Consider the following 26,133-nt stretch of genomic DNA (forward strand, 5'->3'; position numbering starts at 1 on the left):
CGCCTCGCGATGAAGCCGCGCCCTGCGCGCTAACGCCCTCTTGATCCCGCGCGCCCGAGCGGTCAGGTTGCTTGCGAACCAACAGGACCCGATCCAAAGGATACGCCCATGCTCCGCACGCTTCTGGCCGCGACCGCCTTCGCCGCGCTCGCCACGGCCGCCCCGCTCACCCCGGCAGCCGCACAGGATTTCGACTTCGCCAACATGTCCGACAGCCAGAAATCCGCCTTCGGCGACGCCGTGCGCGAGTATCTGATGGCCAATCCGCAGGTTCTGGTCGAGGCGATCAACGAGCTGGAAGCCAAGCAACAGGCGCAGCAGGCCGATAACGACAAGCAGCTGATCAAGACCAATGCGAAGGATATCTTCGAGGACGGTTACAGCTGGGTCGGCGGCAATCCCGATGGCGACATCACCGTCGTCGAGTTCATGGATTACAAATGCACCTACTGCAAAAAAGCCTATGACGAGGTCTCGGACCTGATCTCGAAAGACGGTAATATCCGCTTCATCGTCAAGGAGTTCCCGATCCTCGGCCAGCAGTCGGAACTGGCGGCGCGCTTCGCGGTCGCGACGAAGCAGATCGACGGCGACGACGCCTATGCGAAGATGCACGACACGCTGATGAAGGCGCGCGGCAATCTCACCGTCGAGAGCCTGAGCCAGATCGCAAAGGACCAGGGCCTCGATCCCGCTCCGATCCTCAAGCAGATGAACGACGACAAGGTGACCGAGGTGCTGCGTCAGAACTACCAGCTGGCACAGCGCATGGCGATTTCGGGCACCCCGGCCTTCGTGATCGGCGGGCAGCTGCTGCGCGGCTACGCGCCGGAAGCGGCGATGGCGAAAATGGTCGCAGAAGAGCGCAACGCCGAGTGATCCGCATCTGAAGAACGCCGCACAAAGCCTTCTTCGGATTGAGTTTTTCAAAGCTGCCAGCGCCGTCCGGGTCCATCGCGATCCGGGCGGCGTTTTCATGTCGTTTACCGTGAGAGTCCGAAGTTTTCACGTCTTAGGGGGCCGTTAATGGATCGGGCGTAGCCTGCCCTCGAAAAGGACTGTGATGCGACTCGAATTACTGCTTATGACCCTCTCGGTGCTCTGCGCACCGATCGCCGCCCTCGGCATGCTGCCAGAGGACCGACCGGGGCTTTACCTCGTCGTGGTCCCGCCCTGGCGCGCCGCCGATCAGGTGATCGCCGCCGCAGGGGCGCATCCCGTGGGACCGGTGCGCGCGCCCTTGGGGGAATTCGCGGCAGCAGATGCGCCGGGCACGCTCGCCCGGCTGCGGGCGGCGGGCGCATGGGTCGTTCTCGACGCCAAGAAGATGGCCTGGCTCTGCGGGGCGGCCGAGATTTGAGGGACCTCTGATGATTGACGGGAACACCGCTGGGCCGACCACTGTGCAAGCGCCACAGAAAGACGCGCATATGCGCCAGGTGCGGAAATTGCTGGCCTTCGGGACAGTCGCCATGGCCGCGATCGTCACGGCAGCCGCCTATCTGGTGGGCACGGCCTTCCTCGTGGCCAGCGTGACCGCCTGGGTCTTCGCCTCTGCCGCTCTGCTCGGGTGGCGAATGCGCGATCGGCAGCGCGGCAACACCATCCTCGCGCAAGGGGTGATCGGTCAGGCCGTTGCCCTCACCGCCGCGCTCTCCGGGCATCCCTGGCAAATCGACGCTCACCTTTCCTTTTTCGCGCTGATGGCCGTGCTGATCGTGATGGTCGACACCCGCGCGATCTTCTTCGCCGCCGCAACTGTGGTGGTGCATCACCTTGCGCTTTCTGTCTTGACGCCCAGCCTGATCTATCCCAGCGCGGATATCTGGGTAAATGTCTCGCGCTCGCTTTTCCACGGCGCGACCGTCGCCATCGAAACGGCGGTGCTCGTCTATGCCGTGCTCAACCGCCGCCGCATGGAGAGCTCGATGGAAGAGCGTATGGCAGAGGCGATCGACGCCACTGCCCAAGCCGACGAAGCCCGTCGCCAAGCGGAGGGAGAGACCACACGCGCCCAGCAGATGCAGGACGCCGCCAGCGAGGCAGCGCAGAAGGCAGAGGCGCTGCGCATCGATGCTGAACGCAATGCGCGCGAGGTCGAAGAAGCGACCCGCCTCGCCCGCCTGGCCGAAGAAGATCTCGCCCAGGAACGCGCCGAAACCACAGCACGCCAGACCCGCGTCGTCGAGGCGCTCGAAATCGCGCTGCAACAGCTCTCGCGCAAGGACCTCAAAGCCCGGCTCGGCGGGGTCGATGCGGACTATGCGGGGCTCGCCGTCAACTTCAACACGGCGATCGAGCAACTCGAAGGCGCCATCGCCCTCGTCACCGGCCACAGCGTCGACATCCGCCAACAAATCGGCGAGATCAGCGCTGCCTCGGCCGCGCTCTCCACCCGGGCCGAGAAGCAATCGGGCACCCTTGCCGATGCGGCCGCCTCGCTCAACGAATTGACCTCCTCGGTGCAATCGGGTGCGAAAATGGCAGCCGAGGCCGCGAGTGCCGCCAGCAATGCGGAAACCGTCGCCAAGGAAAGCGCTGCGGTGGTCAGCGAGTCGATCCGTGCAATGAACGAAATCGAAACCAGTTCGAAACAGATCGAGCGCATCACCTCGGTTATCGACGATATCGCCTTCCAGACCAACCTGCTCGCCCTCAATGCCGGTGTGGAAGCCGCTCGCGCAGGTGAGGCCGGTCGCGGCTTCGCCGTCGTCGCCTCTGAAGTGCGCGACCTCGCGCAGCGCTCCTCCGCCTCCGCAAAAGAGATCACCGCGCTGATCGAAGCCTCGGGCCAACAGGTCAGCACCGGCGTCGAACTGGTCAGCAAGACCGTCGCCTCGCTCGAAGGCATCGTGAAATCGGTCGAAGAGATTTCGCAGCGCGTCGCCCAGATGGCGCGTTCGTCCGAGGAACAGTCCCGCACCCTCGCGGCGATCAACGGCTCGGTCGAACAGCTCGACCACGCCACCCGCCAGAATGTCGCGATGTTCGAAGAAACCACCGCGGCGAGCAGAATGCTCGACGACCTCGCCGAGGCGCTCCGCGAAGCCGTGACGCAATTCTCGACCTCGCCCGCTGTGATGGAGGACCGAGCAGCGCTTGCGCGGGCGAGCTAACGACTGCACCGGTTCAATAGCCGGAACGCAGCAACCTGCCAGCGGCGAGGACCATGCCGCTTCCCGAGGCACACGACGCGGCAAGTCGATCACGATCGGCTGCGAACCGGATAGGACTGCGTGCGAACTGCCTACGGCGATAAAAAAGCCAGCGCGGTGAGGCGCCGGCTTTCTTGGTGATCTTTGTCATCGAACCTTACGAGGCCGGCACGACGTAGACGATCGCGCGGCTATCAGGGTTCACGAAGACCGTGTTGTCGTTGATATTGCCATAGGCATAGGTGCTGTCCGGCACCGGTGTCAGCGTTACCACGTCCGGAATGACCTTGCCGGTCTCGACGTCACCCTCGAGATAAACCGGCGCGACAGGGTGCTTCTCGACCCAGGTGATCGTGGTGGGCTCGGGCTTGGCCGCAGCGCCCACCCCGGCGGAGCCGATCAGAGCGCCGACCACGGCGCCCACGGGACCACCCACGGCCGCACCGGCTGCGCCACCAGCAGCAGCACCGGTCAGCGCCGCAGCGCCCTGGCCATCCTTATTGGCGTTATCGCCCGGAACCTGGATCTGGTTCACGGTGACCGATTGCGGGCCGGTCGACAAAAGCGCCATCTGGCCGTCGACCATCACACCCAGCTGGCCTGCAGGCGCATAGCCATTCATACCATCGAAAGTCACCTGACAGATCGTGCCATCGGGCAGACAGCCTTCCACCGGGACGATGGTGCCGTCGGCGACGGTGGCGATCGTTTTCGACGAGGCCTCGACCCCGGCGTGGATATCGAACTCGCCTTGCGCGGTGGCCATCAGCGGCGGGCTGGTCTCGGCAAAAGCGGTACCGGCGATCATCGTGGTGCTGGCGGCAGCAGCGAGGATAGTTGCGAACTTGCGGGTCATTGGACTTACCTCCTTCATTACCCTGACCGCCACGAGGGACGGCCTCTCTCCGTTGTGGGGAGGGAAATGTGGAGGGGCGCCAATTCGTTCCCCCGGACCCCTATCACGGCAGCGTGATAGGGGCCGATTTCGGGGGCGCTGCGGCGCTTTTCCGCTTATTCGGCGGCGGCTTTCTCCGCTTCGATCTCGGCCGATTTTTTCTCAACCAATTCAACGATATGGTCGATCATATCCGCGTTGGACTGCTTGTGATCCTGCTTCCCGGCCATATAAACCATGCCCGATCCGGCACCGCCGCCGGTAAAGCCGATATCGGTCATCAGCGCCTCGCCGGGACCGTTCACGACGCAGCCGATGATCGACAGGGAGATCGGCGTTTTGATGTGTTCGAGCCGCTCTTCCAGCTCCGCCACCGTCGCGATCACGTCGAAGCCCTGCCGCGCGCAGGACGGGCAGGAAATGATCTGCACGCCGCGGGTGCGCAGGCCCAGAGATTTCAGGATCTCGAAACCGACCTTCACCTCTTCGACCGGATCGGCCGAGAGCGAGACGCGCAGCGTGTCGCCAATACCCATCCACAGGAGGTTGCCTAGACCGATCGCGGATTTCACCGTGCCCGAGGTCAGGCCACCCGCCTCGGTGATACCAAGATGGATCGGCGCGTCGGTCGCCTCGGCGATGCCCTGATAGGCAGCGGCGGCGAGGAACACGTCCGACGCCTTCACCGAAATCTTGTATTCGCGGAAATCGTGATCCTCGAGAATGCGGATATGGTCCATCGCGCTCTCGACCATCGCTTCGGGGCACGGCTCGCCGTATTTCTCCAGCAGGTGCCGCTCGAGCGAGCCTGCGTTCACGCCGATCCGGATCGAACAGCCGTGATCCTTGGCCGCGCGCACGACCTCGGCCACGCGCTTCTCATCGCCGATATTGCCGGGGTTGATACGCAGGCAGGCCGCCCCCGCCTCCGCCGCCTCGATCGCGCGTTTGTAGTGGAAATGGATGTCCGCCACGATCGGCACCGGGCTTTCGCGGCAAATCTCGCGCAGGGCGCGCGTGCTGGACTCGTCCGGGGTCGAGACGCGGACGATATCCGCGCCGACATCGGCCGCGCGGATCACCTGATCGAGCGTCGCGCGCACGTCCGAGCTGTCGGTATTGGTCATCGTCTGCACCGAGATCGGCGCATCGCCCCCCACGGGGACATTGCCGACCATGATCTGGCGAGACTTGCGGCGGTAGATATTGCGCCACGGACGGACCGGGTTGAGAGACATGCAAACGCTCCTTCGAGACCTCGGCTCCTGATACGCCAAGGCCCGCTGCGGTGCAACGGGCCGCGGCGGATCGTGATCTGCGGTTTATTGCTGGTCGGTCGCGGCCTGCGTCGCGGCATCGCCCGCATCGGCCACCGCGATCATCTTCGCGAGGTCCTTGTCCTGCGCGAGATTGGCGACCGGATAGTCCTCGTCGAGTGCAGCCGAGGACAGCTTGATGTTCTTCGTGACCTGACCGCGCTTGCCGACCGGGCCATGCGTCACGCCGTTGACCGCGAAATAGATCGCGCCGGATTCACCCGTGCGCATCGTCGGCGGCTCTTCGAGCTTGGGCAGCACGTAACGCTCGCCCGCATCCATGACCTTCTCGAACAGCGTCGCGCCATCGGCGGATTTGATCCGCACCCAGGACGGGCGCACGGCCAGAACGACGACATCGGGCTGATCCGCTTCGAGCGCCTTGGCGACGGCGGATTGGATATTCGACTCGTTGCCCGATGCAGCGGCGAGCTGCGTGCCCTGCGGCGTGTTCGGGGAGGTGCTCGGCTGGGCCAGACCGATGAGATTGGGCGTCAGGCCCGGAGCGGCCGCGCCCACGCCCTGCCCGGCCAGCGCGCCGGTCGCATTGGGGTCGATCGATGCGATCGGCCCGTCGCGCGACACCAGAACCGGCGCGTCGAGGGCCGCCGGACGGTAGATGCGCGCGGAACGCTCGGGTTGGTTGACCTCGGGCAGCGTGTCGTCGGCCTGCGCCATCTCGGGCCCGTCCTTGACCGAGTCGAGCGGATCGAGATCGGCCATCACGCCGGGCGCCTGATCCACGGGCGTCAGCTGCACGCGCTGCACTTCCTGCAGCACCGTCCAGCCGCCATAGCCGATACCGCCACCGATCAGCGCCAGAACAAAGAGCGCACCCACGGCGCGCGGCTCGATCTTGGTCCAGAGCGATTCCTTGCGCGGAATGAAGGCGGGATTGGCGAGCGCCTCGGCCATGTCCTTCGGGTCGCGCTGCGGCTTCGGGCCGGAGGCGGCTTCGGACATGCCATGGGCGGGCGAATAGCCAGCCTCGTTGCAGAAGCGCTGGAACGACCATTCCGGGTCGAGACCGAGATAGCGCGCGTAGGAACGCACATAGCCCGCGATGAAGGAGGGCGTGTCGAAAGCTTCCACGTCGCAGGCTTCGATGGCCGCGATATAGGCTGCTTTGATCCGCAATTCGCGTTGGACATCTAGGAGCGATTTGGCGAGCGTCGCCCGCTCGCCGCGCATCACATCGCCAAGACGAAGTTCGAAATCGTCGAACCCTTTAGGTTTGACTCCGTCCTCCGTCGAAGGTTTCGCCCTTCGCCCGATCATGCTGCCTGTCCCTGCCGTTTTCCCGCCTGCGTCGATTCGGAGCCAATAGCCCCTTCGATTAACAAAGGCTTATCACAAGCAAGCGAGCCGCGCACGCGCCTATGTGGCTTACGCGCTGGCTTCGGCGCGATTCAGCTCACAGCGCGCCCAAAGCGCATCCATGCCCTTGACCAGACCGTCGATCATACCGGTGTCGTGCACCGGCGAGGGCGTGAAGCGCAGACGCTCGGTGCCGCGCGGCACGGTCGGGAAGTTGATCGGCTGGACATAGACCCCGAACTCGTCGAGCAGCATGTCCGACAAGGCCTTGGTATGTTTGGGATCTCCGATGATCACGGGCACGATATGCGAGCCGTGGTCGATGATCGGCATACCCATGCCCTTCAGGCGCATCTTGAGAATCTTCGCGTGTAGCTGCTGCTTGTCGCGCAGCTCCTGACCGCCCTCGCCTTTCAGGAAGGCGATCGACGCGGCAGCGCCAGCGGCCACCGCCGGCGGGATCGAGGTGGTGAAGATGAAGCCCGGCGCATAGGAGCGCACCGCATCGACCATCTTCGCCGAAGCCGCGATATAGCCGCCGAACACGCCGAAGGCTTTGCCCAGCGTGCCGTTGAAGATGTCGATCCGGTCCATCTCGCCCAGCTTCTCGGCGATACCGGCGCCGCGCGGGCCATACATGCCCACCGCGTGCACCTCGTCGAGATAGGTCATCGCGCCGAATTCCTCGGCCAGATCGCATATCTCGGAGATCGGGCCGAAATCGCCATCCATCGAATAGACCGACTCGAAGGCGATCAGCTTCGGCGCGGCCGGATCGTCGGCGGCCAGCAGCTCGCGCAGATGCGCGACGTCATTGTGACGGAAGACACGCTTGGCGCCGCCGTTGCGGCGGATGCCCTCGATCATCGAGGCGTGGTTCAGCTCGTCGGAATAGATGATGAGACCGGGGAACAGCTTGGGCAGCGTGCTCAGCGTCGCGTCATTCGCGATATAGGCCGAGGAGAAGACCAGCGCGGCCTCTTTGCCGTGCAGATCGGCGATCTCATGCTCCAGCCGCTTGTGATAGACCGTCGTGCCCGAGATGTTGCGCGTGCCGCCCGAACCTGCGCCGGTGGCGTCCAGCGCCTCGTGCATCGCGGCCAGCACGACCGGATGCTGGCCCATGCCAAGATAGTCGTTGCCGCACCAGATGGTGATGTCCTGCTTCGACCCGTCCGGCTTGGTCCAGACGGCATGGGGAAAATTACCCTTCTCGCGCTCGATGTCGATGAAGACGCGATAGCGGCCTTCCTCGTGCAGCTTGTCAATCGCCTGATCGAGTGCGCGGTCGTAATCCATCTCGTGCTTCCCTTGCATGACTGTTCGCTGGGTCTGCCCTACCGGGCACCACAAAGCGCGACATTGATAAATGTCAAATTCCTCTCCCTGAAGGGCAAAAATGTCGCAAATAGTCATGAAAAGCAAACATTCAATTTTCGCAATTTGTCGCGCCCTCGCGTCACCCCCTCTGGACAGTCCCGCGCGCAGCCCTAGGCTGAGGCCAAAATAAAGGAGGCCTGCATGGCACTGAACGAGGTTCTCACCGAAATCGATAGCGGCCTGGATGCCGCGATGGACCGTCTTTTCGAGCTGCTGAAAATCCGCTCGATCTCGACCGATCCGGCCTATCGCGAAGAGACCCACGAAGCTGCGGAATGGCTCGTCAAGGAATTGAAATCGCTTGGCTTCGACGCCGAACTGCGCCCGACCACGGGTCATCCGATGGTGGTTGCGCATTCCAAGGGCGAGGGCCCGCGCCTGCTGTTCTACGGCCACTACGACGTGCAGCCGGTCGATCCGCTGGAGCTGTGGAACACGCCCCCCTTCGAGCCGCAGATCGAGGATACCGAGAACGGTCGCGTCATCCGTGGTCGCGGCGCGTCCGACGACAAGGGCCAGCTGATGACCTTCATCGAGGCCTGCCGCGCCTATAAGGCCGTGAACGGCGAGTTGCCTGGCAATCTTGTGATCTTTCTTGAAGGTGAGGAAGAATCGGGCTCGCCCTCGCTCGTGCCCTTCCTCGAGAACAACCGCGAGGAGCTGACCTCCGATCTGGCGCTGATCTGCGACACCTCGATGGTCTCGCCCGGCGTGCCCTCGATCGCGGGCAGCCTGCGCGGGATGCTGAAGGAGGAATTCACCCTCCACGGGCCGCGCATCGATCTGCATTCGGGCCATTACGGCGGCCCTGCCCTGAACCCGCTGCGCGAGATTTCCAAGATCATCGCGAGCTTTCATGACGATCAGGGCCGCGTTGCGGTCGAAGGCTTCTACGAGGGCGTCCACGAAGTCCCGGCCGAGCAGCTGGAAGCGTGGAAGACCTGCGGCTTCGACGAGAAGGAATACCTTCAGCACGCGGGCATGACCGTGCCGCATGGCGAAGAAGGCTATTCGGCGCTGGAGCAGCAATGGGCACGCCCGACGCTGGAGATCAACGGTCTCTGGGGCGGCTATCAGGGCGCGGGCTCGAAGACCGTGATCCCGGCCGAGGCGCATTGCAAGATCACCTGCCGTCTGGTGGGCGACATGGACCCGGCCCACGTCCGCAAGGCGCTCCGCGCCCATGTCGAGGCACGCCTGCCGGTCGATGCACGCATCACCTGGGACGGTGACCTCGACGGCGCACCGGCCTCCGTGATGGACACCTCGCGCCCCGAATTCGAAGCCGCGCGTCAGGCGCTCTCAGACGAATGGAACCGCGAGGCGGTCATCGTCGGCATGGGCGGCTCGATCCCGATCGGCTACTACTTCAAGTCGATCCTCGGCATGGACGCGATGCTGATCGGCTTCGCCAACGATGACGACGCGATCCACTCGCCGAACGAGAAATACGACGTGAAAAGCTTCCACAAGGGCATCCGCTCCTGGGCGCGGATCCTCGACCGGATCGCGAAATAAGCACGCAGCCGGGGGCTTCGCGCCCCTCGCATAGCGACGCTCTTGTCACCGGCCATTCGCATGCTCGCGAATGGCCGGTCTCATTTCTGGCTTTCGTCGCGCGCCGATTGCACCGCCTGCATCCGCTTGGGCCAGGTCGATCGGATGAAGCCGAGGATATCGAGGATCTGCGCGTCACTCAGCGCTCCACCGAAACCGGGCATCCCGCTTGGGAAATCGACGACCCCGCGCGCGGCCAGCGCCGCCGCACCGCCCTGCTTGACGTAATCGAACAGCAAGGCGGTCTCGTGGTGCCATGTGTGGCCGGTTTCGTCATGCGGCGGGGCGGGCAGGACGCCATCGGGCCCCGCCTCGCGCCAGTCCGGCTGACCTTCGAGCTGCGCGCCATGGCAGCTCGCGCAGTTCTGCGCATAAAGAGCCTCGCCCGCCGCGACATCCCGCCCGTCGAGCAGACTGGCGGCTTGCGCGCCCCCTGCCCCGAGCGCGATCACGACAGCCAGACCTATCGCCTCAATCCGCATCGCCGCTTACTCCCGATACTCGTCATGGCACTCCTTGCAGGTCACCCCGAGCTTGACGAGAGCAGGTCCAAGCGCCTGCCGGGACTCGATCGGCTTCGAGAGCGAGTTGGCCGCTTCCTCCAGCGCCTGAGCCTGACCGCGGAAGTCATGGAATTCGTCCCAGATCGACGGATGGGCTTCGGATTTCGGGTCCTGCGCCTCGGGCTCGAAGAGCACCGGAATCTGTCCGGCCTCGGCTTCGATCCGGGTGATCGCGCGACGGACCTTCTCGGCTTCGAAGTCTCTCTCCCCCTTCGCCATCGTGCTCAGAAGCTTCATCTCGGTCCCGAGCCGCTTCATGCCTTCCATCCGAGCGAGAACCTGCGGATCCTCCACCCCGCCATGCGCGAACGCCATCGGCGCCCAGCCGAGCAGGAACAGGGTCGTCATCAGGGACTGTCTCATCTTCACTCCTTTCATCGGAAACTCAGGTCACGTCGATCCAGGACGACATGCCTGCCGCCGCATGGGCGAGCATGTGGCAGTGCAAAAGCCATTTGCCCGGATTGTCGGCCGTGAACGCGACCTCGTGGCTGCGTCCGGCAAAGGTCAGCACCGTGTCGCGCATCGGGCCGAGGCTTCCATCTTCAAGCACCTCGCGGAAATGCATCCCGTGCAGGTGCATCGCATGCGGGAAGGCGGTGTCGTTGACGAAGCGCAGCCGCACCGGCTCGCCCCGCGACAGCCGCGCAAACGGCGCATCCCCCGGCCCGGCCTTGCCGCCGAGCGTCCAGAAATTGCCGCTCTGCATCAGCCCCTGCATCTGGCTGCGTGACATCCGCCCCATCGCGCCGCCTTCGATCTTCATCTCCAGCGGGCGGGCCTGCGTCAGATCGGTCGGGGCCATGTTCGGATTGGGCGGCAGTGGCGCCGGCGCGTCGCGCCGCGACCGGCTTGCATCGCCCGCAATTTCGAACGCGATCTGGCTGTGCCATTGGTCGTCATTGCCTAACCGCTCGATCGCCGCCTGAGCCCCGTCGCCGGTCACATCGACGATCAGATCGACGCGTTGCGCGGGTGCGAGGACCAGTTCTTCGGGAACGGGCTCCGGCGCGGGCAGCGGCATCCCGTCGAGCGCCACCTGCCAGCCCGAAAGCCCGGTCAGCCGCAGCACGAAAATCCGCGCATTGGCGGCGTTGATCAGGCGCAGCCGCAAGCGCTCGTGGCGTTTCGCCTTCAGAGTCAGGGCGTAATGCCCGTTGGTCCCGACCAGATTGCCGAAGCGCCCACCGTGGCTGAGGTCCATCGGATGGGTAAAATCCGGCTCCAGCTGCGCGGTGTCGGGATCGAGCAGCCAATCGTCGAGCAGCAGAACCTCGTCGCGATCGACATCCGGCGCGTCCGGCTCCTCGATGATCAGCGCACCGGAGAGGCCGCGCGCGACCTGCTCCATCGAGTTCGTATGCGCGTGATACCAGTAGGTGCCCGCGTCCGGCACAACGAAATCATAATCAAAAGTCTGGCCGGGCGGCACAGCGTCCTGCGTCAGCCCCGCCACGCCATCCATCGCGTTATCGATGCGGATGCCGTGCCAATGCACCGAGCTTGGCACGTCGAGCTTGTTGACGAAGCGCCGTTGCAGGCGTGCGCCCTGCGGCACCCGCAGCTGCGGCCCCGGCAGCGTGCCGTCATAGGACCAGACCTCGGTCTGCGGATAGCCCTCGGGGGCGATCTGGGCCATGGCGCGCTGCGCGGTCAGCGGCACCGGGGCGGTCTGTGCGCTGCCCATGCGCGCGGTCAGCGCCGTGGCCCCCATTCCGGCAAGGACCGCGCGGCGGGTCAGTTGGAAATTCTGCATCTCAGTCGATCCCGTTCGCGCGCTGCAATTCGCGCACGTAAGTGACGATATTGGCGACATCGCCACGGGTCAGACCCTCCTGCGGGGGCATGTTGCCGAACTTCCAGTGATGCGCGCGCACGCCCGCCTGAACGGCGGCCTGGAAGGCCATGTCCCCGTGATGGGACGGCTCGTAGATCTTGTGCACGAGGGGCGGGCCGAAGCCCATCTTGCCGCTGCCGTTCGCGCCGTGACAGGCCGCACAGGTCGCGTCAAAAGCGCGTTTGCCCATCTGGGCCTGTTCGGTCAGGGAGGTCGGCAAGGTGACGGCGACGAGCGGATCGCCTTTGGCAGGCGTGGCCGCCTCGGCCTCGCTCGCGGTGTCGGGCTGCATCACGAGCCAACCGCCCGCAGCGAGGGCCGCGACGACGGCGGCAGAAAGAATATAGCGTTTCATGGAGTATCCTGTTCGATCATGCGCCCGGATTGCGGACGCGACAGACGAGCCCCCTCAGGGGCCAGCGACGGTGTGATCGATCAGATACGCGGTGGCGGAAGGTCGAGCTGGGGCTCATGCGCCAATGGCGCGGGCGTCTCCGCAGGCAGAAGCGTCACGGACAGGTCCGCCCGGCTCAGCGAGAATTCCGGCGCAAAGTCCAGCGTGGCCGAGACCATCATCTGCGCATGGGGGCAGGTCTTGTCCTGCATCGGCCCCGCATCGTGATGGCTGTCGGGACAGGCGGCACAATCGCTGACGGTGATTGCGTCCATCGCATCCATCGCACGCGCATGGGTCATCGCGGCAGCGGGCGCGCCCAACTGCGAAAGACCGATCAAACAGACCAGCCCGATGATGACGATATGCAGCGCTTTGCGCATGGCTCTCCCGGTTTCTCCCTGCCCTCTATCTGGTGGGCTCTGGCGCGGCTGTCAATTCCCGCGCTGCCCCATCAGGTCGTCGAGGATCGCACAATCGGGGGCATCGTCGCCATGACATTGCGCGATCAGACGTTGGAGTTGCGCCTCCAATGCACCGAGAGAGGCGATCTTCTCGCGCACCGCTTCGAGGTTTTGCTGCGCGAGCGCGCGCACATCGCGGCTGGCCCGCCCCTCATCGGCGCTCAAGCTGAGCAGGCGACGGCATTCCTCGAGCGAGAACCCCAGATGGCGCGCCTGCGCCAGAATCCGCAACTGCTCTACGCAAGCCTCGGAGAAATCGCGATAGCCATTCGCGCGCCTGTCCGGCGTGACGAGGCCGATCTCCTCGTAATAGCGGATTGTCTTGACCGGCAGCCCGGTCTGCGTCGCGGCGGTTCCGATATTCATCTGCATAGGCCTCCTGTGCCTAATATAAACCTTCCAGCAGCTGGAGGCAAAAGTCACGCTCGCGTGAAGGGCGTGGGAACATAGGGGCGCGGTGCGGGGTTGAAGAAAAGATCAGCAAATCTCTTGACCCTCCATCTACTGGAAGCCCTATCTGGTCGAGCGAAGTTGCCGAAAGGATGAACGGATGACATCGCAACACGCCCACAACGAGACCCACGACACGCAGGAGACGGCGGACGCGATCACGCGTGACCCGGTCTGCGGAATGACGGTCGACCCGAATGCCGACAAGCCCAGTGCCGAGCATGACGGCTATCGCTACCACTTCTGCTCGCAAGGCTGCCACGACAAGTTCGTGGCCAAGCCCGATGACTACATCAAGGCGACCGATCCGGTCTGCGGGATGTCGGTCGAGCGCGCGACCGCGAAATATATGGCCAAGCTCGATGGCGAGCGGTTCTATTTCTGCTCCGAAGCTTGCCAGCACAAGTTCGAAGCCCGGCCCGAGGATTATCTAGGCGTTCGCCCTGCCGCCAAGGCAATGCCCGAAGGCACGCAATATACCTGTCCGATGCATCCCGAGATCGTCGAGGACAAGCCCGGCGATTGCCCGAAATGCGGCATGGCGCTGGAGCCGATGAGCCCCAGTGCCGATAGCGGCCCGAACCCCGAGCTGGTCGATTTCCGGCGCAGGCTGTGGATCATGGGGCCGCTGGCGGCGGCGGTCTTCGTGCTGGAGATGGGCGCACATATCGGGCTGCCCGTCGCGGACTGGATCGGGCCGAAAGCCTTCCTCTGGCTGCAATTCGCGCTGGCGACCCCGGTTCTGTGGTTCGCACGGCCCTTCTTCGTGCGCGGCTGGAAATCGGTGGTGAATGTCTCGCCCAATATGTGGACGCTGATCGCTTTGGGTACGCTCGCGGCCTATCTGTTCTCGCTCGCGGGGCTTCTGGTGCCGGGGATCTTCCCCGCCGAGATGCTCAATGAGCACGGCCTGCCGCCGGTCTATTTCGAGGCCTCAGCGGTGATCCTCGTGCTGGTTCTGGTCGGGCAGATCATGGAGCTGACGGCACGCGAGAAGACCGGTGACGCTATCCGCGCGCTGATGGACCTCGCCCCGAAAACCGCGCGCCGCGTGGGCGAAAATGGCGAGGAAGACGTCCCCCTCGATCAGGTGCAGACGGGCGACAAGCTGCGCGTGCGCCCGGGCGAGACGGTACCGGTCGACGGCGTGGTCACGGAAGGTTCCTCTGCCATCGACGAGAGCATGATCACCGGCGAGCCGGTCCCGGTCGAGAAAACCCAGGGCGAGCCGGTCACTGGCGGCACGCTGAATAAGCAGGGCAGCTTCGTGATGGAGGCGCAGGCCGTGGGGTCGGAAACCACCCTTTCGCGCATCGTCGAGATGGTCGGCAAGGCGCAGCGTTCGCGCGCGCCGATCCAGGGGCTGGCCGACCGTGTGTCGCTTTACTTCGTGCCCGCGGTGGTGATCTGCGCCATCCTCGCCTTCATCGCATGGCTGGCCTTCGGCCCCTCGCCCGCTCTGGGCTATGCGACCGTGGCCGCTGTCTCCGTCCTCATCATCGCCTGCCCCTGCGCGCTGGGTCTCGCCACGCCAATGTCGGTGATGGTCGGCACCGGACGCGGCGCAAGCGCAGGCGTGCTGATCCGCGACGCCGAGGCGCTGGAACGCTTCGCCAAGGTCGACACGCTTATCGTCGACAAGACCGGCACGCTGACCGAGGGCAAGCCCGCGCTGACGGATGTGATCGCGGACGGGGCCTCCGAGGACGAGGTCAAATCCCTCGCCGCCGCGCTGGAACGCGGATCGGAACACCCGCTGGCGGAGGCCATCGTGCAAGGGTCGGAAGATGCGCCCAAACTCGAGGCGAAAGACTTCGAGGCGGTGACCGGCAAGGGTGTCACGGGGCACGTCGACGGTGCGCAGATCGCGCTCGGCAACGCGGCGCTGATGGAGCAGATCGGCGCGGATACCTCCGCTCAATCCGAGACGGTCGAGCGTCTGCAATCGGACGGCAAAACCGCGATGTATCTCGCCCGCGACGGCAAGGTGATCGGGGTGATCGCGGTGGCCGACCGGATCAAGGAAACCACGGCGGACGCAATCCGCGCGCTCCACGAGGAAGGCCTGCGGATCGTCATGGCCACCGGCGACAGCGAAGGCACCGCGCGGGCCGTCGCGCGTGAGCTGGGCATCGACGAGGTCCATGCCGGGGTCTCGCCCGAAGACAAGGCCGCGCTGGTCGAGAAACTGCGCAAGGACGGCGCCTCCATCGCGATGGCGGGCGACGGGGTAAACGACGCACCTGCGCTGGCCGCTGCCGATGTCGGCATCGCCATGGGCACCGGCGCGGATGTCGCGGTGGAAAGCGCCGGGCTCACGCTGGTCAAGGGCGACCTGACCGGCATCGTCCGCGCGCGCCGTCTGGCCGAGGGCGTGATGCGCAACATTCGCCAGAACCTGTTCTTCGCCTTCGCCTACAACACGGCAGGCGTGCCGATCGCGGCGGGCGTGCTCTACCCGGTCTTCGGCGTGCTGCTCTCGCCGGTGATCGCGGCGCTCGCGATGAGCTTCTCGTCGGTGTCGGTGATCGGCAACGCGTTGCGGCTGCGGAGGCTGAAGCTGTGACATCCCCGATGAAAGATGGCAGGGTAACGCAAAACTCCGGAGGACCCATGACTCGTTTTCTCACTATTCTCGCCCTCGTGGCGTTGCCCACGCTCGGTCACGCCCAGATGATGGACGACCATGCGGATGGAAGCGCGCATGACATGATGTCGGGCGATCACATGATGGACGATGAAGATATGGGCGATCACGGCGACATGGCGTCCCATGACGATCACATGATGTCCGACGACGCCCATGCCGACGGGCAGATGCCGATGACCTCGACCGCGCAGATGCCCGGCATGCAATCCGGTGACACGGGCGCGATCACCGAGCCGGGCCAGTCCGCCTTCGCGGCCATTCAGGAGATCGTCGCCTATCTGCTCGCCGATCCCGACACGGATTGGAACCGCGTCAATATCGAGGGCCTGCGCCAGCATCTGATCGACATGAACAACGTCACCCTGCGCGCCAAGGTCAAAGAGGACGACATCGAAGGTGGTGCACGCTTCGAGGCGACCTCGGACGACCCCGAGGTCACCGCCTCGATCCGTGCGATGGTGCCGGCCCATGTCGCGACGATGAACGGGGTCGAGGGCTGGGAGATGAGCGCCGAGGAAATCCCCGGCGGCAGCGCCCTCACCGTGACCGGCGCGGATGTGCAGAAGATCCGCGCGCTCGGCTTCATCGGCATCCTCACCGTCGGCGCGCATCATCAGCCGCACCATCTGGCGATGGCGAAGGGTGAAATGATGATGGGGCATTGAGCCCGGTCGCCACGTTGAGGGCGCCCATTCGACAAGCGACAAGGCTGCCGGGACCAAACCCGGCAGCCTTTTTCAGTTGTCACATCAGCGCGTTGTCGGGCGTCATTCCGCCGCCTGCAGCGCGCTGCCGCGCGCGCGACGCCCGCTCAGCCGGGTCAGCGCCAGACCGCCCAGCACGACTACCGCGCCGAGGAAGGGCGTGACCGACAGGCCGAGCTGGCCGACCGCGAGACCGCCGACCCACGCCCCGCCCGCGATGCCGAGGTTGAAGGCGCCGATATTGAGGCCCGAGGCCACGTCGACCGCCCCCGGCGCCACCGACCGCGCGATATCGACCACATAGGCCTGCAGCGGCGGCACGTTACCAAAGGCGAACCCGCCCCAAAACAGGACCACCGCAATCGCGGCCCATGGCGTCGCGAGGCTCAGCCCCAGCAGCGCGAGTGACCCGGCCAGCCCCGCGAAGATCAGCGTGAGCGCCGGCACCGGCCCGATCCGGTCCGACAGCTTGCCGCCGGCGATATTCCCCACCGCGACCGAGATTCCGTAGAGCAGGATCACAAGGCTCACCGATCCGGCGCTCAGCCCCGTCACATCGGTCAGCATCGGCGCGAGATAGGTGAAGGCGATGAAGTTGCCGCCGTAGCCCACCGCCGTGATCAGATAGACCAGCAAAAGCCGCGGCGACGTCAGAACGCTCAGCTGTTGCTTCAGCGAGGGCGACGCTCCGCGCGGCAGGTTCGACGGCACCAGCAGAGCCGAGGCGATGAAGCCGATCACGCCCAGCCCGACCACGCCGAGGAAGGTCGCGTGCCAGCCGAAATGCGCCCCGATCCATGTGCCGAAGGGCACGCCGGTCACCAGCGCAACGGTCAGGCCCATGAAGACCATGGCGATCGCGCTCGATTCCTTTTCGCGCGGCACGAGGCTCGTCGCGATGGTCGAGGCGATGGCGAAGAATACCCCATGCGCGAGGCCGGTGATGAAGCGCGCCGCGATCAATACGCCATAGCTGAGGGCGACCGCCGCGAAGGCGTTGCCGCCGATGAACAGCGCCAGCAGCGCCAAGAGCAGCGTCTTGCGCGGCAGCCGGTCGGCAAGCGCGGTCAGCACCGGCGCACCGATGGTCACGCCAAGCGCATAGAGGCTTACGAGAAGCCCCGCCGAGGGCAGCGGCACGCCCAGAGACTGGGCGATGGTGGGGATGAGGCCGACGATCACGAACTCGGTCGTGCCGACGGCAAAGGCGCTGATCGTGAGCGCCCAGAGAGCAAGAGGCATGTCGATCTCCCTTTGGTTGGATTGGATATCGACATCCCATCTGTCATGGGTCAGGCTTTGCGTGAACAGAAAGCTCTGGAAAGGATCATTGCGCAAAATGCACGAATTGCCGCAAACCCGCGATCTGGCGACCTTCGTGGGTGTCGTAGAGGCGGGCGGTTTCGCCGAAGCTGCGCGGCGCTGGGGCGTGGCGCCCTCGACGCTGAGCCGCGCGGTGAGCCGGTTAGAGGAGCAGCTTTCGGTGGTCCTTCTGCGCCGCACGACGCGGGCGTTGGAACTGACCCCGGAAGGGCGCGATCTACTGGAGGCCGCGCGCGAGATCGTCGACCGGACCGAGGCACTGGCCGATCTCGCGGCGCAAGGGGGCACGCCGCGCGGGCCGCTTCGGATCAACGCGCCGGTGCCCTGGGTGCTGCATGTGCTGGCCCCCGCCCTGCCCGATTTCACCGCGCGCTATCCCGAAATCGAGATCAGCATCGAGATGACCGACAGCGTCGTCGACCTGATCGGCGCGCAGGCCGATGTCGCGATCCGGATGGGCACGCTGGGCAACAGCGAGTTGCTGCGCCGTCCCCTGGGCCATGCGGTGTGGCGGCTCGTGGCCGCGCCGGATTATCTCGCGCGCATGGGCAGGCCCGAAACACCGCACGATCTGACCCGGCTGCGGCAGGTGCGGTTTCAGAGCCCCGCGCATATCAACGAGCTGCGCTTCGATGACGACCCCGAACCGATCACGCCCGCGCCTTCGGTCACCGCCGGGAATGGCGAGGCGGCCCGCGCGCTCGTCTGCGCCGGTCTCGGGATCGCGCGGTTTTCCGATTTCATGGTGGCGCGCGACATTGCCGAGGGGCGGCTGGTCGAGCTGTTTCCGGGCAGGCTCAGCGTCGAGCCGCTGCCGGTTCAGGCCGTCTACATGACCCGCGCGGCCGGGCTGCGGCGACTCGGCGCGTTTCTCGACTGGCTGACGGAGATCAGCTGACCGATGCCTCAGCGCTCGGTCAGCTTCAACTCGATCCGGCGGTTCTGGGCGCGCGCTTCGGGCGTGTCGGCGGTGTTCACCGGGTCGAACTGCGCGAAACCGGCAGCAGCAAGGCGCTCCGGCGGGAAGCCAAGGCTGTCCACCATGTATTTCACCACCGACAGCGCGCGGGCCTGGCTCAGCTCCCAGTTATCCTTGAACTCGCCCAGCCCCGACAGCGGCGTGTCGTCGGTATGGCCGTCGACGCGAATGATCCACGGGATGTCGCCCGGGATTTCCCCGCGCAGCTGGTCGAGCAGCGCGGTCACCTGCTTGATCTGCGCGCGGCCCGCATCCGACAGGGTCGCGGAAGCCGGCGCGAACAGCACCTCGGAGGAGAAGACGAAACGGTCGCCTTCCACCTTCACGCCCTGCTTGCCTTTCAGAAGCTGCGACAGCTTGCCGAAGAATTCCGAGCGGTAATTCTGCAGGTCCTTCGCCTTGGCCTCGGCCTCCTTGCGCATCTGCTCTTCGAGATCGGCGCGTTTCTTTTCCTCGGAGGCCGCACGGGCCAGCGCCGCGTTCAGCTGCTGGCCGAGATTGTCGAGCTGCACCTTGGCTGCGGCATCCTTCTGCTGCGCCTCGTCGAGCACGTTTTGCAGCTGCGCGAGCTGGCTGCGTAGAGCCGCGACCTGCTGATTGAGCAGCGCCACTTTCTTCTGCGCGCCTTCCGAGATCGCCTGCTGGTCGGCCAGCGCCTTCTGCGCGGTGGCTTTCAGCGCGGCCTGCTTCTCGGCCTCGGACAGCTGCTTGCCGAGCTGCTTTTCCAGATCGTCCTTCGCGGTCTGCGCGGCGGCGAGCTTGGTCAGCGTGTCCTCGGCCTGTTTGCGCGCCTCTTCGAGTTGCAGCGTCATCGCCGCAACCTCATCGCCCGATTTCGTCAGCTTGTCGCGCAGATCGGCGATGGTTTCCTTGCTCAGCCGGATTTCGTCGGCCTTGGCGCTCGCATCCTGCTGGGCGGCGTTGCGCTCGCCCACCAACTGCGCGACGCGGGCCTCGAATTCGGTGATCTTCTGCTTGGCATCGGCCAGCGCGGCCTTGCGGTCATCGAGCTGCGAGGTCAGCGTCGCGATCAGCGAGTCCTGCTGGTCAGCCTTGTCCTTGGCATTCTCCAACTCGCCGGTCAGCTGCTGCGTCTTGGTCTGTTGCAGCGACAGCGCCTTGGCGAGGTTCGACACCTGCTCGTTGAGCTGGACCAGCTCGCCTTCCTTGGTGCTCAGCGTGTCGCGCAGCACCGATTGCACGATCATGAAGATCGACAGGACGAACATCAGAACTAGAAGAAGCGCCGTCATCGCATCGACGAAACCCGGCCAGATATTGGTCGAGAACCGATTGCCACCGCGCCGTGCCAGAGCCATGAATTAATCCTCGCGATGCGGTTTGTAGCCGAGGATCGCGCGCGTCAGCCCCGCGAAATCGTGGCGCAGTTCGGCCATGCTTTCCTGCCGTCCGGCGCTGATTTCCTCGAGCATCCGCATCATCTGCTGATCGATCGAGCGCAGCCGCATCCGGGTCTCCATCAGCGCCTCCGCCTCGGGAGCGCCTTCGGCCGTGCGTTGCGCGAGGTGATCGAGCGCGCCGATCAGCCGCTCCTGCCCCTCGGCCATCTGTTGCAGCGCGCCTTGCTGGCGGCTCCGCGCATCCATCTCCGCCGAGAGCCGTTCCGACAGGTCGTGAATGGCGTTCGACAGATGCGCGATCCGCGCCTCGGTCTGCACGCGTCCGGCATCGGAGCGTACGAACAGCGTCTGGATCTGGTCCATCTGCTCGGACATGTGATCGAGCACGCCCGCCACCATCGAGCTTTCGCCATCACCGCCTTCGAGCGCGGTGAAGCTGAGCCGCGTGATCGAGGAAATCCATTCCTCCAGCTCGCGGTAGAACCGGTTCTGACCGTGGCTTGCGAACAGCTCCAGCAAGCCCACAACCAGCGAGCCCGCAAGACCCAGGAGCGACGAGGAGAACGCCGTGCCCATTCCGCCCAGCTGCGCCTCGAGCCCGGTCATCAGGTTGTCGAAGACCCCCATCGCGCTTTCGCCCTCTTTCGGCGCAAGGGCGCGGATCGTCTCGACCACCGCAGGCACGGTGGTAGCGAGACCGTAGAACGTCCCGAGCAGGCCGAGGAAGATCAGCAGACTCGCGATATAGCGGGTGATGTCGCGCGCCTCGTCGATCCGGGTCGCGACGGATTCGAGGATCGAGCGCCCCGAAGAGGACGACACCGCGCGGCGCGCCTCGCGCGAGCCCAGAAGGGACGCGAGCGGCGCCAGCATCGACGGCGGGCGCACTTGCGGACGGCCGGGACGGTCAGCGGCGAAGCTTTCGATCCAGTTCACCGCCTTCACCAGCTGCACCACCTGCCAGAAACAGGCGAGGATGCCGAAGACGAAGACCGCGAGGATCACCCCGTTCAGCCAGGGATTGGCGAGGAAAATCGGGAAGATGCGCGAATAGGCGAAGTAGCCCCCCGCAGCGACCAAGCCGAGCACCAGAAGCATCAGGATCACCTGACGCACGGGTTGTGAGAATTGCGGCTCCAGCCGGATCGGCTCTTCCATTATTGCCCCTCTTGCCTGTTTGCGCAGAGCCTAGCGAGGGCGCAGCCCTTCGCCAAGGCCTATCACGACAAGTGGTGCAGCCGTGCCACCAATGCATCAAGATGGGGATCGGGGATGCCCAATTCGTGCAGATGCTGGGCAGTATTGAACAGATAATCGCGGTTCGGACCACGCCCGCCGGTGGCGCTGGCGATGATCCGGGCCTGCTCGTCATCGGAGAGACCGCCGCAATACTGGTCGTGATGGCGGTCGATCACATAGGTCACCGCGCGCAGGCGCCGCCCGTCATCGAGCTCCACATCAATTTCACGTTCCAGATAGGCCGAGGTCACCAGCTCGCGCTCGCGCAGATAGGCCATGACCTCGTCTTCCTGACCGGGCTTCACCGCGAAGGCGAGCCCCGCGCAGGCGCCCTCCCCCTCGTCGAGCGCCAGCACCAGCCCCGGCGCTTCGGGCGTGCCGCGATGCACCAGCGAGCGCAGGCAGAAGCTGCGCTCCCAACCCGGCGCACGGGCGAGCATCCGCTCGTCAAAATCGAAGCCGGGGTTCCAGATCAGCGAGCCGTAGCCGAAGACCCAGATCCTATTGTCATCGCACTGGTCCTGCATGGGCTCAGGGCTTACATGGGGTTCACCCGATTTGCAAAGAGGCGAAGATGCGCAAACTGATCATTCTGGTGCTGGTCGCGACGCTGGCCTATTGCGGCTACTGGTTCTTCGGTGCGCACAAGATCGAAAACGGCGCACGCGACATGCTCGCGCAGGCCCGGCAGGAAGGCTGGGGCGATGCGCAATCGGTCTCGCTCGCGGGCTTCCCCTCGCGCTTCGATCTGACCTTCGACAAGCCCGAACTGAAGGATCAGGGCGGCCTGTGGCACTGGAGCGCGCCCTTCGCGCAGCTCTTCGCTCTGGGATACGAACCCAATAAAGTGATCGCCTATCTGCCCTCGGGCCAGTCGCTGCAACTGGGCGATCAAAGCTACAAGCTGACGCAAGAGGACATGCGCGCCTCGCTGACGGTGGGCTATTCGACCGCGCTGCCGCTGGAGCGGGCGATTGCAGTGATCTCCGCGCCGGTGCTGACGCCCGCGGGCGAGACGGCCCCCGCGGTTTCGGCCGATCAGCTGCGCCTCGCGATCGAGCGCAAGGACAAGGCGCAGGGCGCGATCGGGGCCTCGGCTCAGGCCGCCGATCTGGTAATGCCCGCCGCCGCCTATCGTCTGGGTGCGGAGGCGAAATCGCTGAAACTCCCGGGCGATCTGCTGGAGCGGATCGACCCGAAGGGCGAGCTGCCCGACACCGTTACCCGGGTTCATTTCGACGCGCTGATCGGCACCCGCGAGCCTATCGACCAGACCGCGCTGGAGGCAGGCATGCCGGGGCTGATGACCGTCGCGATCTCGGACCTGTCGCTGAGCTGGGGCGGCAACGATGTCTCGGTCGAGGGCAACCTGACGGTCGATCCCTCGGGCTATCCCGACGGCACGCTGACGATCCGCTCCGCCTCTTGGCGCAACTGGGTCGGCATCGCGCAAAGCGTGGGGCTGATCAGCAAGGACGAGGTGAAGCTCGTGACCGGGATCGGTGCGATGCTGGCCGCGAAGAACCCCGATGGTGCGCTGGACGTGCCGCTTATCTTCAAGGACGGGCAGATGAGCGTCGGCCCGGTGCCGCTGGGCCCCGCGCCGCAACTGGTCGCCCAGCGTCAATAAAGGTCAGCGGCAGTAAGTGCCATTTCGATAGCGGGCCACATCGACATGGATGTGGTCCTGATGGAAGCGATCCGATCTTGGGCCAAGCACGGTACCGAACGGGCCGCAGGCCGATTTGTGCATCCGCTTGATCACCCGACCCCGGCGCCAGTCCTCCAGCACGCTCAGCGTCGCGCCGTTGCGCAGGATCACGCCCGAGACGTCGATGGCGTTGCCCTTGGCATGCTCGGACAGCTTCGCGCCGGGCTGCGAATTGCGGCTCCGGCAGGAATAGGAGGCCGCGATGCGGATCGCCTCGATCCCGCCGCCGCGCCGCCCCACCGCCGGTTTGATCCCGCGATCGACCCAGCGCTTGAAGGATTTTGCCGCCGTGCAATTCACCCGCACCGGCGAGGTCAGACGGATGCCCGAGACTGCGGTGATCTGCACCGGATCGGCAATGCCACAGCGCCCCGGCCCGTCGATCGGCGCGATATGCGCGCCTTCCAGCCCGGCAATGCCGCAAAGCTCGCCCGAGGAGGAATAGCGCGCCGAGCGCCGGTCGTCGCCGCGCCCGCAGGAGCCCACCGCAACCACAGCCGCCAAGGCGATCAGCGCGACCGCCTTGCTGCGACCCGTGGCGCTCATGTGTCTTTCTTCGGAGCACCGCGCCCGAAATCGGGCGCATCCGTATCCTGCCCGGCCTCGATGATGCCGCGGCGGATCGCGCGGGTGCGCGTGAAATAGTCATGCAGCATGTCGCCATCGCCCATGCGGATCGCGCGTTGCAGCATGAACAGCTCCTCGGTGAAGCGGCCCAGAATGTCGAGCGTCGCTTCCTTGTTGGTCAGGAAGACGTCGCGCCACATCGTCGGGTCCGAGGCCGCGATCCGAGTGAAATCGCGGAAACCCGTAGCGGAATATTTGATGACTTCCTCGTGGGTTACACGACGAAGATGATCCGCCACGCCGACCATCGTATAGGCGATCAGGTGCGGCGTATGCGACACGACCGAGAGCACGAGATCATGGTGATCGGGCGCCATCTCGTCGGTATTCGCGCCCATTGCCTCGACCAGAGATTTCAGCCGGGTCAGCGCCTCGGGATCCGTGCCCTCGATGGGCGTGAACAGCCACCAGCGATTGGCAAAGAGCGTCGCAAAGCCCGAGCGCGGGCCGGACTGCTCCGTCCCCGCCAGCGGGTGGCCGGGGATGAAATGCACGCCTTCAGGCACATGCGGGCCGACCGCGTCGATCACCGAGCGTTTGACCGAGCCGACATCGGTGATCGTAGCGCCGGGCGCCAGATGCGGAGCGATCTCTTCGGCGATCTTCGCCATCGCGCCGACCGGCACACAGAGCACCACCAGATCCGCGCCCGCGACCGCCTCGGCGGCGGTCTCGTAGACGGCATCGACCAGCCCGATCTCCAGCGCGGTGTCGCGCGTCTCGGCGGAGCGCGCATGACCGACGATCTCGCCCGCCAGCCCCTTCTCGCGCATCGCATGGGCCATCGACGAGGCGATCAGGCCGAGCCCGATCAGCGCGACCCGCTGGTAGAGCTGGCTCATCTGGGCACCTCGATCCCGCCTGCCTTGAAGACGCCGATCAGATGCGCGACGCGGCGGCACGAGGGCTCGTCGCCCACGGTGATGCGCAGGCAGTTGGGCAGGTTATAGCCCGCCACCCGGCGCACGATGATGCCTTCGGATTTCAGATAGGTATCGCAATCGGCCGCCTCCTGCTCGGACGCCAGACGTGCGAGGATGAAGTTCGCCGTGGAAGTGTCTGACGGCACGCCCTTTTCTGCCAGCGCTTCGGCCAGCCAGGCGCGCAGACGGGTGTTGTCATCGCGGCATTTCGTGACCCAGTCCTGATCGCGCACGGCGGCCTCTGCGGTCTCCTGCTGCGCGGTCGAGAGGTTGAAAGGCCCACGGATGCGGTTGAGCACGTCGATCACTTCGCGCGAGCCGTAGCCCCAGCCGACGCGCAGCCCGCCGAGACCGTAGATCTTCGAGAAGGTCCGCGTCATGAAGACATTGGGCAGACGCGTGGCCAGCTCCGCCCCGCCGTCATAGCCTTCGACATATTCCGCATAGGCCGCATCGATCACCAGCAGCGCGCCTTTCGGCAGCCCCGCCGCCAACCGCTCCAGTTCCGCCAGCTGGATCATCGTGCCGGTCGGGTTGTTCGGATTGGCGAGGAAGACGAGCTTGGTCTTCTTGGTGCAGGCGCTCAGGATCGCATCGACATCCGTCGTGCGGTCGCGCTCCTTGACCTCGATCGGGGTGCCGCCCGCGGCCATGGTCGAGATGCGATACATCAGGAAACCGTGCTCGGTGAACACCACCTCGTCGCGCGCGCCGACATAGGCCTGGCACAGGAAGTGGATGATCTCGTCCGAGCCCACGCCGCAGATGATCCGGTCGGGGTCGAGCTTATGCACCTCGCCGATCGCCGTGCGCAGCTTGGCATGGTCGGTCGGGGGGTAGCGATGCATCGAATGGGCGCATTTCGCGAACGCGTCCTTGGCCTTGTCAGAGGGGCCGAACGGGTTCTCGTTCGAGCTGAGTTTGACGGCATCGGTGCGCCCCGCCACATGGGAGGCGCCGCCCTGATAGAGCTCGATGTCCATAATACCGGGCTGGGGGCGAATATGCGTGGTCATTGTGCACTCCTGAATCGTGGCCCGAGTTCTATCCGCCATGGCGCGACAGGGCTAGTGAGAAGATCACCCGCATAGCAGACGCGGCAGGGATGCAACGGATGTCATAGCACGTCGATGAGAGATGTATTGCCCAAGGGTGCCGCAGGGCAGCGCCAGACCGCCGGGTGGGCGCGCCTCGCTGCGTGGTCGATGCTTTATCTCGCAAAATCCGAATACGCTTGCCGCGCGCGGTGAGGCCGAAAAGCGCCCGCCCGAGGGGGCGGTCGGGCGCT

The 26,133-nt window shown here is 65.3% G+C and carries 25 protein-coding genes; 8 read left to right on the forward strand and 17 right to left on the reverse strand.

From position 1 onward, the window contains the following. The first annotated feature begins 108 nt into the window (after positions 1-108). From AC2TZ7_RS14440 to AC2TZ7_RS14450, 3 genes are all read left to right on the forward strand, one after another. On the forward strand, positions 109-879 hold the full coding sequence (locus tag AC2TZ7_RS14440; protein WP_489864762.1) for a DsbA family protein: 771 nt from the start codon (positions 109-111) through the stop codon (positions 877-879). A 184-nt stretch (positions 880-1,063) separates the two neighbouring features. Beyond that, the gene (locus tag AC2TZ7_RS14445; protein ID WP_078540530.1) at positions 1,064-1,360 is read left to right on the forward strand and encodes a hypothetical protein; all 297 of its coding nucleotides are present in this window, start codon (positions 1,064-1,066) and stop codon (positions 1,358-1,360) included. Positions 1,361-1,430: 70 nt separating this feature from the next. Continuing rightward, entirely contained in the window at positions 1,431-3,116 is a 1,686-nt protein-coding gene (locus AC2TZ7_RS14450) for a methyl-accepting chemotaxis protein (RefSeq protein WP_489864763.1), read from the forward strand. Positions 3,117-3,312: 196 nt separating this feature from the next. Here AC2TZ7_RS14450 and AC2TZ7_RS14455 read toward each other — a convergent pair whose 3' ends face one another. The 4 genes from AC2TZ7_RS14455 to hemA all read right to left on the reverse strand — a co-directional run bounded on the left by AC2TZ7_RS14455 (position 3,313) and on the right by hemA (position 7,982). Further along, entirely contained in the window at positions 3,313-4,011 is a 699-nt protein-coding gene (locus tag AC2TZ7_RS14455) for a DUF1236 domain-containing protein (protein ID WP_098411227.1), read from the reverse strand. A gap of 155 nt (positions 4,012-4,166) precedes the next feature. Next, a complete protein-coding gene (gene ispG / locus AC2TZ7_RS14460) occupies positions 4,167-5,288 on the reverse strand; it encodes a flavodoxin-dependent (E)-4-hydroxy-3-methylbut-2-enyl-diphosphate synthase (protein ID WP_134332810.1) in 1,122 nt (373 codons plus the stop codon). 84 nt (positions 5,289-5,372) lie between these two features. Then, on the reverse strand, positions 5,373-6,644 hold the full coding sequence (locus AC2TZ7_RS14465; protein ID WP_489864764.1) for a helix-turn-helix domain-containing protein: 1,272 nt from the start codon (positions 6,642-6,644) through the stop codon (positions 5,373-5,375). A 108-nt stretch (positions 6,645-6,752) separates the two neighbouring features. Continuing rightward, positions 6,753-7,982 (reverse strand): 5-aminolevulinate synthase, encoded by a 1,230-nt coding sequence (gene hemA, locus AC2TZ7_RS14470; protein WP_098411230.1) that lies wholly within the window; start codon positions 7,980-7,982, stop codon positions 6,753-6,755. A 222-nt stretch (positions 7,983-8,204) separates the two neighbouring features. Between hemA and AC2TZ7_RS14475 the strand changes: the two genes are divergently transcribed. Beyond that, positions 8,205-9,581 (forward strand): dipeptidase, encoded by a 1,377-nt coding sequence (locus tag AC2TZ7_RS14475; protein WP_489864765.1) that lies wholly within the window; start codon positions 8,205-8,207, stop codon positions 9,579-9,581. Positions 9,582-9,661: 80 nt separating this feature from the next. On the opposite strand, the gene AC2TZ7_RS14480 is transcribed toward AC2TZ7_RS14475, so the two are convergent. The 6 genes from AC2TZ7_RS14480 to AC2TZ7_RS14505 all read right to left on the reverse strand — a co-directional run bounded on the left by AC2TZ7_RS14480 (position 9,662) and on the right by AC2TZ7_RS14505 (position 13,244). Continuing rightward, positions 9,662-10,102, reverse strand: a complete 441-nt coding sequence (locus AC2TZ7_RS14480; RefSeq protein WP_489864766.1) for a c-type cytochrome — start codon at positions 10,100-10,102, stop codon at positions 9,662-9,664. A gap of 6 nt (positions 10,103-10,108) precedes the next feature. After that, entirely contained in the window at positions 10,109-10,546 is a 438-nt protein-coding gene (locus AC2TZ7_RS14485; protein ID WP_489864767.1) for a c-type cytochrome, read from the reverse strand. A gap of 22 nt (positions 10,547-10,568) precedes the next feature. After that, positions 10,569-11,939 carry a multicopper oxidase family protein gene (locus AC2TZ7_RS14490; protein ID WP_489864768.1) on the reverse strand — a complete coding sequence of 457 codons (1,371 nt, stop codon included), beginning with the start codon at positions 11,937-11,939 and terminating at the stop codon, positions 10,569-10,571. 1 nt (position 11,940) lies between these two features. Continuing rightward, complete coding sequence (locus tag AC2TZ7_RS14495) at positions 11,941-12,375, reverse strand: c-type cytochrome (protein ID WP_489864769.1); 435 nt, start codon at positions 12,373-12,375, stop codon at positions 11,941-11,943. A gap of 80 nt (positions 12,376-12,455) precedes the next feature. Next, positions 12,456-12,797 (reverse strand): hypothetical protein, encoded by a 342-nt coding sequence (locus AC2TZ7_RS14500; protein ID WP_078599097.1) that lies wholly within the window; start codon positions 12,795-12,797, stop codon positions 12,456-12,458. A 51-nt stretch (positions 12,798-12,848) separates the two neighbouring features. Then, positions 12,849-13,244: a MerR family transcriptional regulator gene (locus AC2TZ7_RS14505; RefSeq protein WP_489864770.1), complete on the reverse strand. Its 396-nt coding sequence runs from the start codon at positions 13,242-13,244 to the stop codon at positions 12,849-12,851. A 184-nt stretch (positions 13,245-13,428) separates the two neighbouring features. Between AC2TZ7_RS14505 and AC2TZ7_RS14510 the strand changes: the two genes are divergently transcribed. Both AC2TZ7_RS14510 and AC2TZ7_RS14515 read left to right on the forward strand, forming a co-directional pair. Beyond that, positions 13,429-15,894: a heavy metal translocating P-type ATPase gene (locus AC2TZ7_RS14510; RefSeq protein WP_489864771.1), complete on the forward strand. Its 2,466-nt coding sequence runs from the start codon at positions 13,429-13,431 to the stop codon at positions 15,892-15,894. A 47-nt stretch (positions 15,895-15,941) separates the two neighbouring features. After that, positions 15,942-16,643, forward strand: coding sequence for a hypothetical protein (locus tag AC2TZ7_RS14515; protein WP_489864772.1), 702 nt, complete (start codon positions 15,942-15,944; stop codon positions 16,641-16,643). 102 nt (positions 16,644-16,745) lie between these two features. Here the strand turns inward: AC2TZ7_RS14515 and AC2TZ7_RS14520 are convergent, their stop codons facing one another. Next, positions 16,746-17,924, reverse strand: a complete 1,179-nt coding sequence (locus AC2TZ7_RS14520) for an MFS transporter (RefSeq protein ID WP_489864773.1) — start codon at positions 17,922-17,924, stop codon at positions 16,746-16,748. Between the two features lie 97 nt (positions 17,925-18,021). On the opposite strand from AC2TZ7_RS14520, the gene AC2TZ7_RS14525 reads away from it, so the two are divergent. Next, complete coding sequence (locus tag AC2TZ7_RS14525) at positions 18,022-18,903, forward strand: LysR family transcriptional regulator (RefSeq protein ID WP_489866821.1); 882 nt, start codon at positions 18,022-18,024, stop codon at positions 18,901-18,903. 8 nt (positions 18,904-18,911) lie between these two features. On the opposite strand, the gene AC2TZ7_RS14530 is transcribed toward AC2TZ7_RS14525, so the two are convergent. The 3 genes from AC2TZ7_RS14530 to AC2TZ7_RS14540 all read right to left on the reverse strand — a co-directional run bounded on the left by AC2TZ7_RS14530 (position 18,912) and on the right by AC2TZ7_RS14540 (position 22,111). Then, positions 18,912-20,303 (reverse strand): peptidoglycan -binding protein, encoded by a 1,392-nt coding sequence (locus AC2TZ7_RS14530; RefSeq protein WP_489864774.1) that lies wholly within the window; start codon positions 20,301-20,303, stop codon positions 18,912-18,914. A 3-nt stretch (positions 20,304-20,306) separates the two neighbouring features. Further along, positions 20,307-21,503, reverse strand: a complete 1,197-nt coding sequence (locus AC2TZ7_RS14535; RefSeq protein WP_489864775.1) for a biopolymer transporter ExbB — start codon at positions 21,501-21,503, stop codon at positions 20,307-20,309. Between the two features lie 62 nt (positions 21,504-21,565). Further along, positions 21,566-22,111, reverse strand: coding sequence for a gamma-glutamylcyclotransferase (locus AC2TZ7_RS14540; protein ID WP_489864776.1), 546 nt, complete (start codon positions 22,109-22,111; stop codon positions 21,566-21,568). A gap of 47 nt (positions 22,112-22,158) precedes the next feature. On the opposite strand from AC2TZ7_RS14540, the gene AC2TZ7_RS14545 reads away from it, so the two are divergent. After that, complete coding sequence (locus AC2TZ7_RS14545) at positions 22,159-23,214, forward strand: DUF2125 domain-containing protein (protein ID WP_489864777.1); 1,056 nt, start codon at positions 22,159-22,161, stop codon at positions 23,212-23,214. A gap of 3 nt (positions 23,215-23,217) precedes the next feature. Here AC2TZ7_RS14545 and AC2TZ7_RS14550 read toward each other — a convergent pair whose 3' ends face one another. From AC2TZ7_RS14550 to hisC, 3 genes are read right to left on the reverse strand one after another with little or no spacing between them, the layout of a single operon-like run. Then, on the reverse strand, positions 23,218-23,841 hold the full coding sequence (locus AC2TZ7_RS14550; RefSeq protein WP_489864778.1) for an extensin-like domain-containing protein: 624 nt from the start codon (positions 23,839-23,841) through the stop codon (positions 23,218-23,220). After that, entirely contained in the window at positions 23,838-24,764 is a 927-nt protein-coding gene (locus AC2TZ7_RS14555; RefSeq protein WP_489864779.1) for a prephenate/arogenate dehydrogenase family protein, read from the reverse strand. The genes AC2TZ7_RS14550 and AC2TZ7_RS14555 overlap by 4 nt, the downstream gene beginning before the upstream one ends. Next, positions 24,761-25,861, reverse strand: coding sequence for a histidinol-phosphate transaminase (gene hisC / locus AC2TZ7_RS14560; protein WP_078540515.1), 1,101 nt, complete (start codon positions 25,859-25,861; stop codon positions 24,761-24,763). Before hisC ends, AC2TZ7_RS14555 begins: the two co-directional genes overlap by 4 nt. Positions 25,862-26,133: the final 272 nt, after the last annotated feature.

It is taken from the genome of Thioclava sp. ISO4 (genome assembly GCF_058105145.1).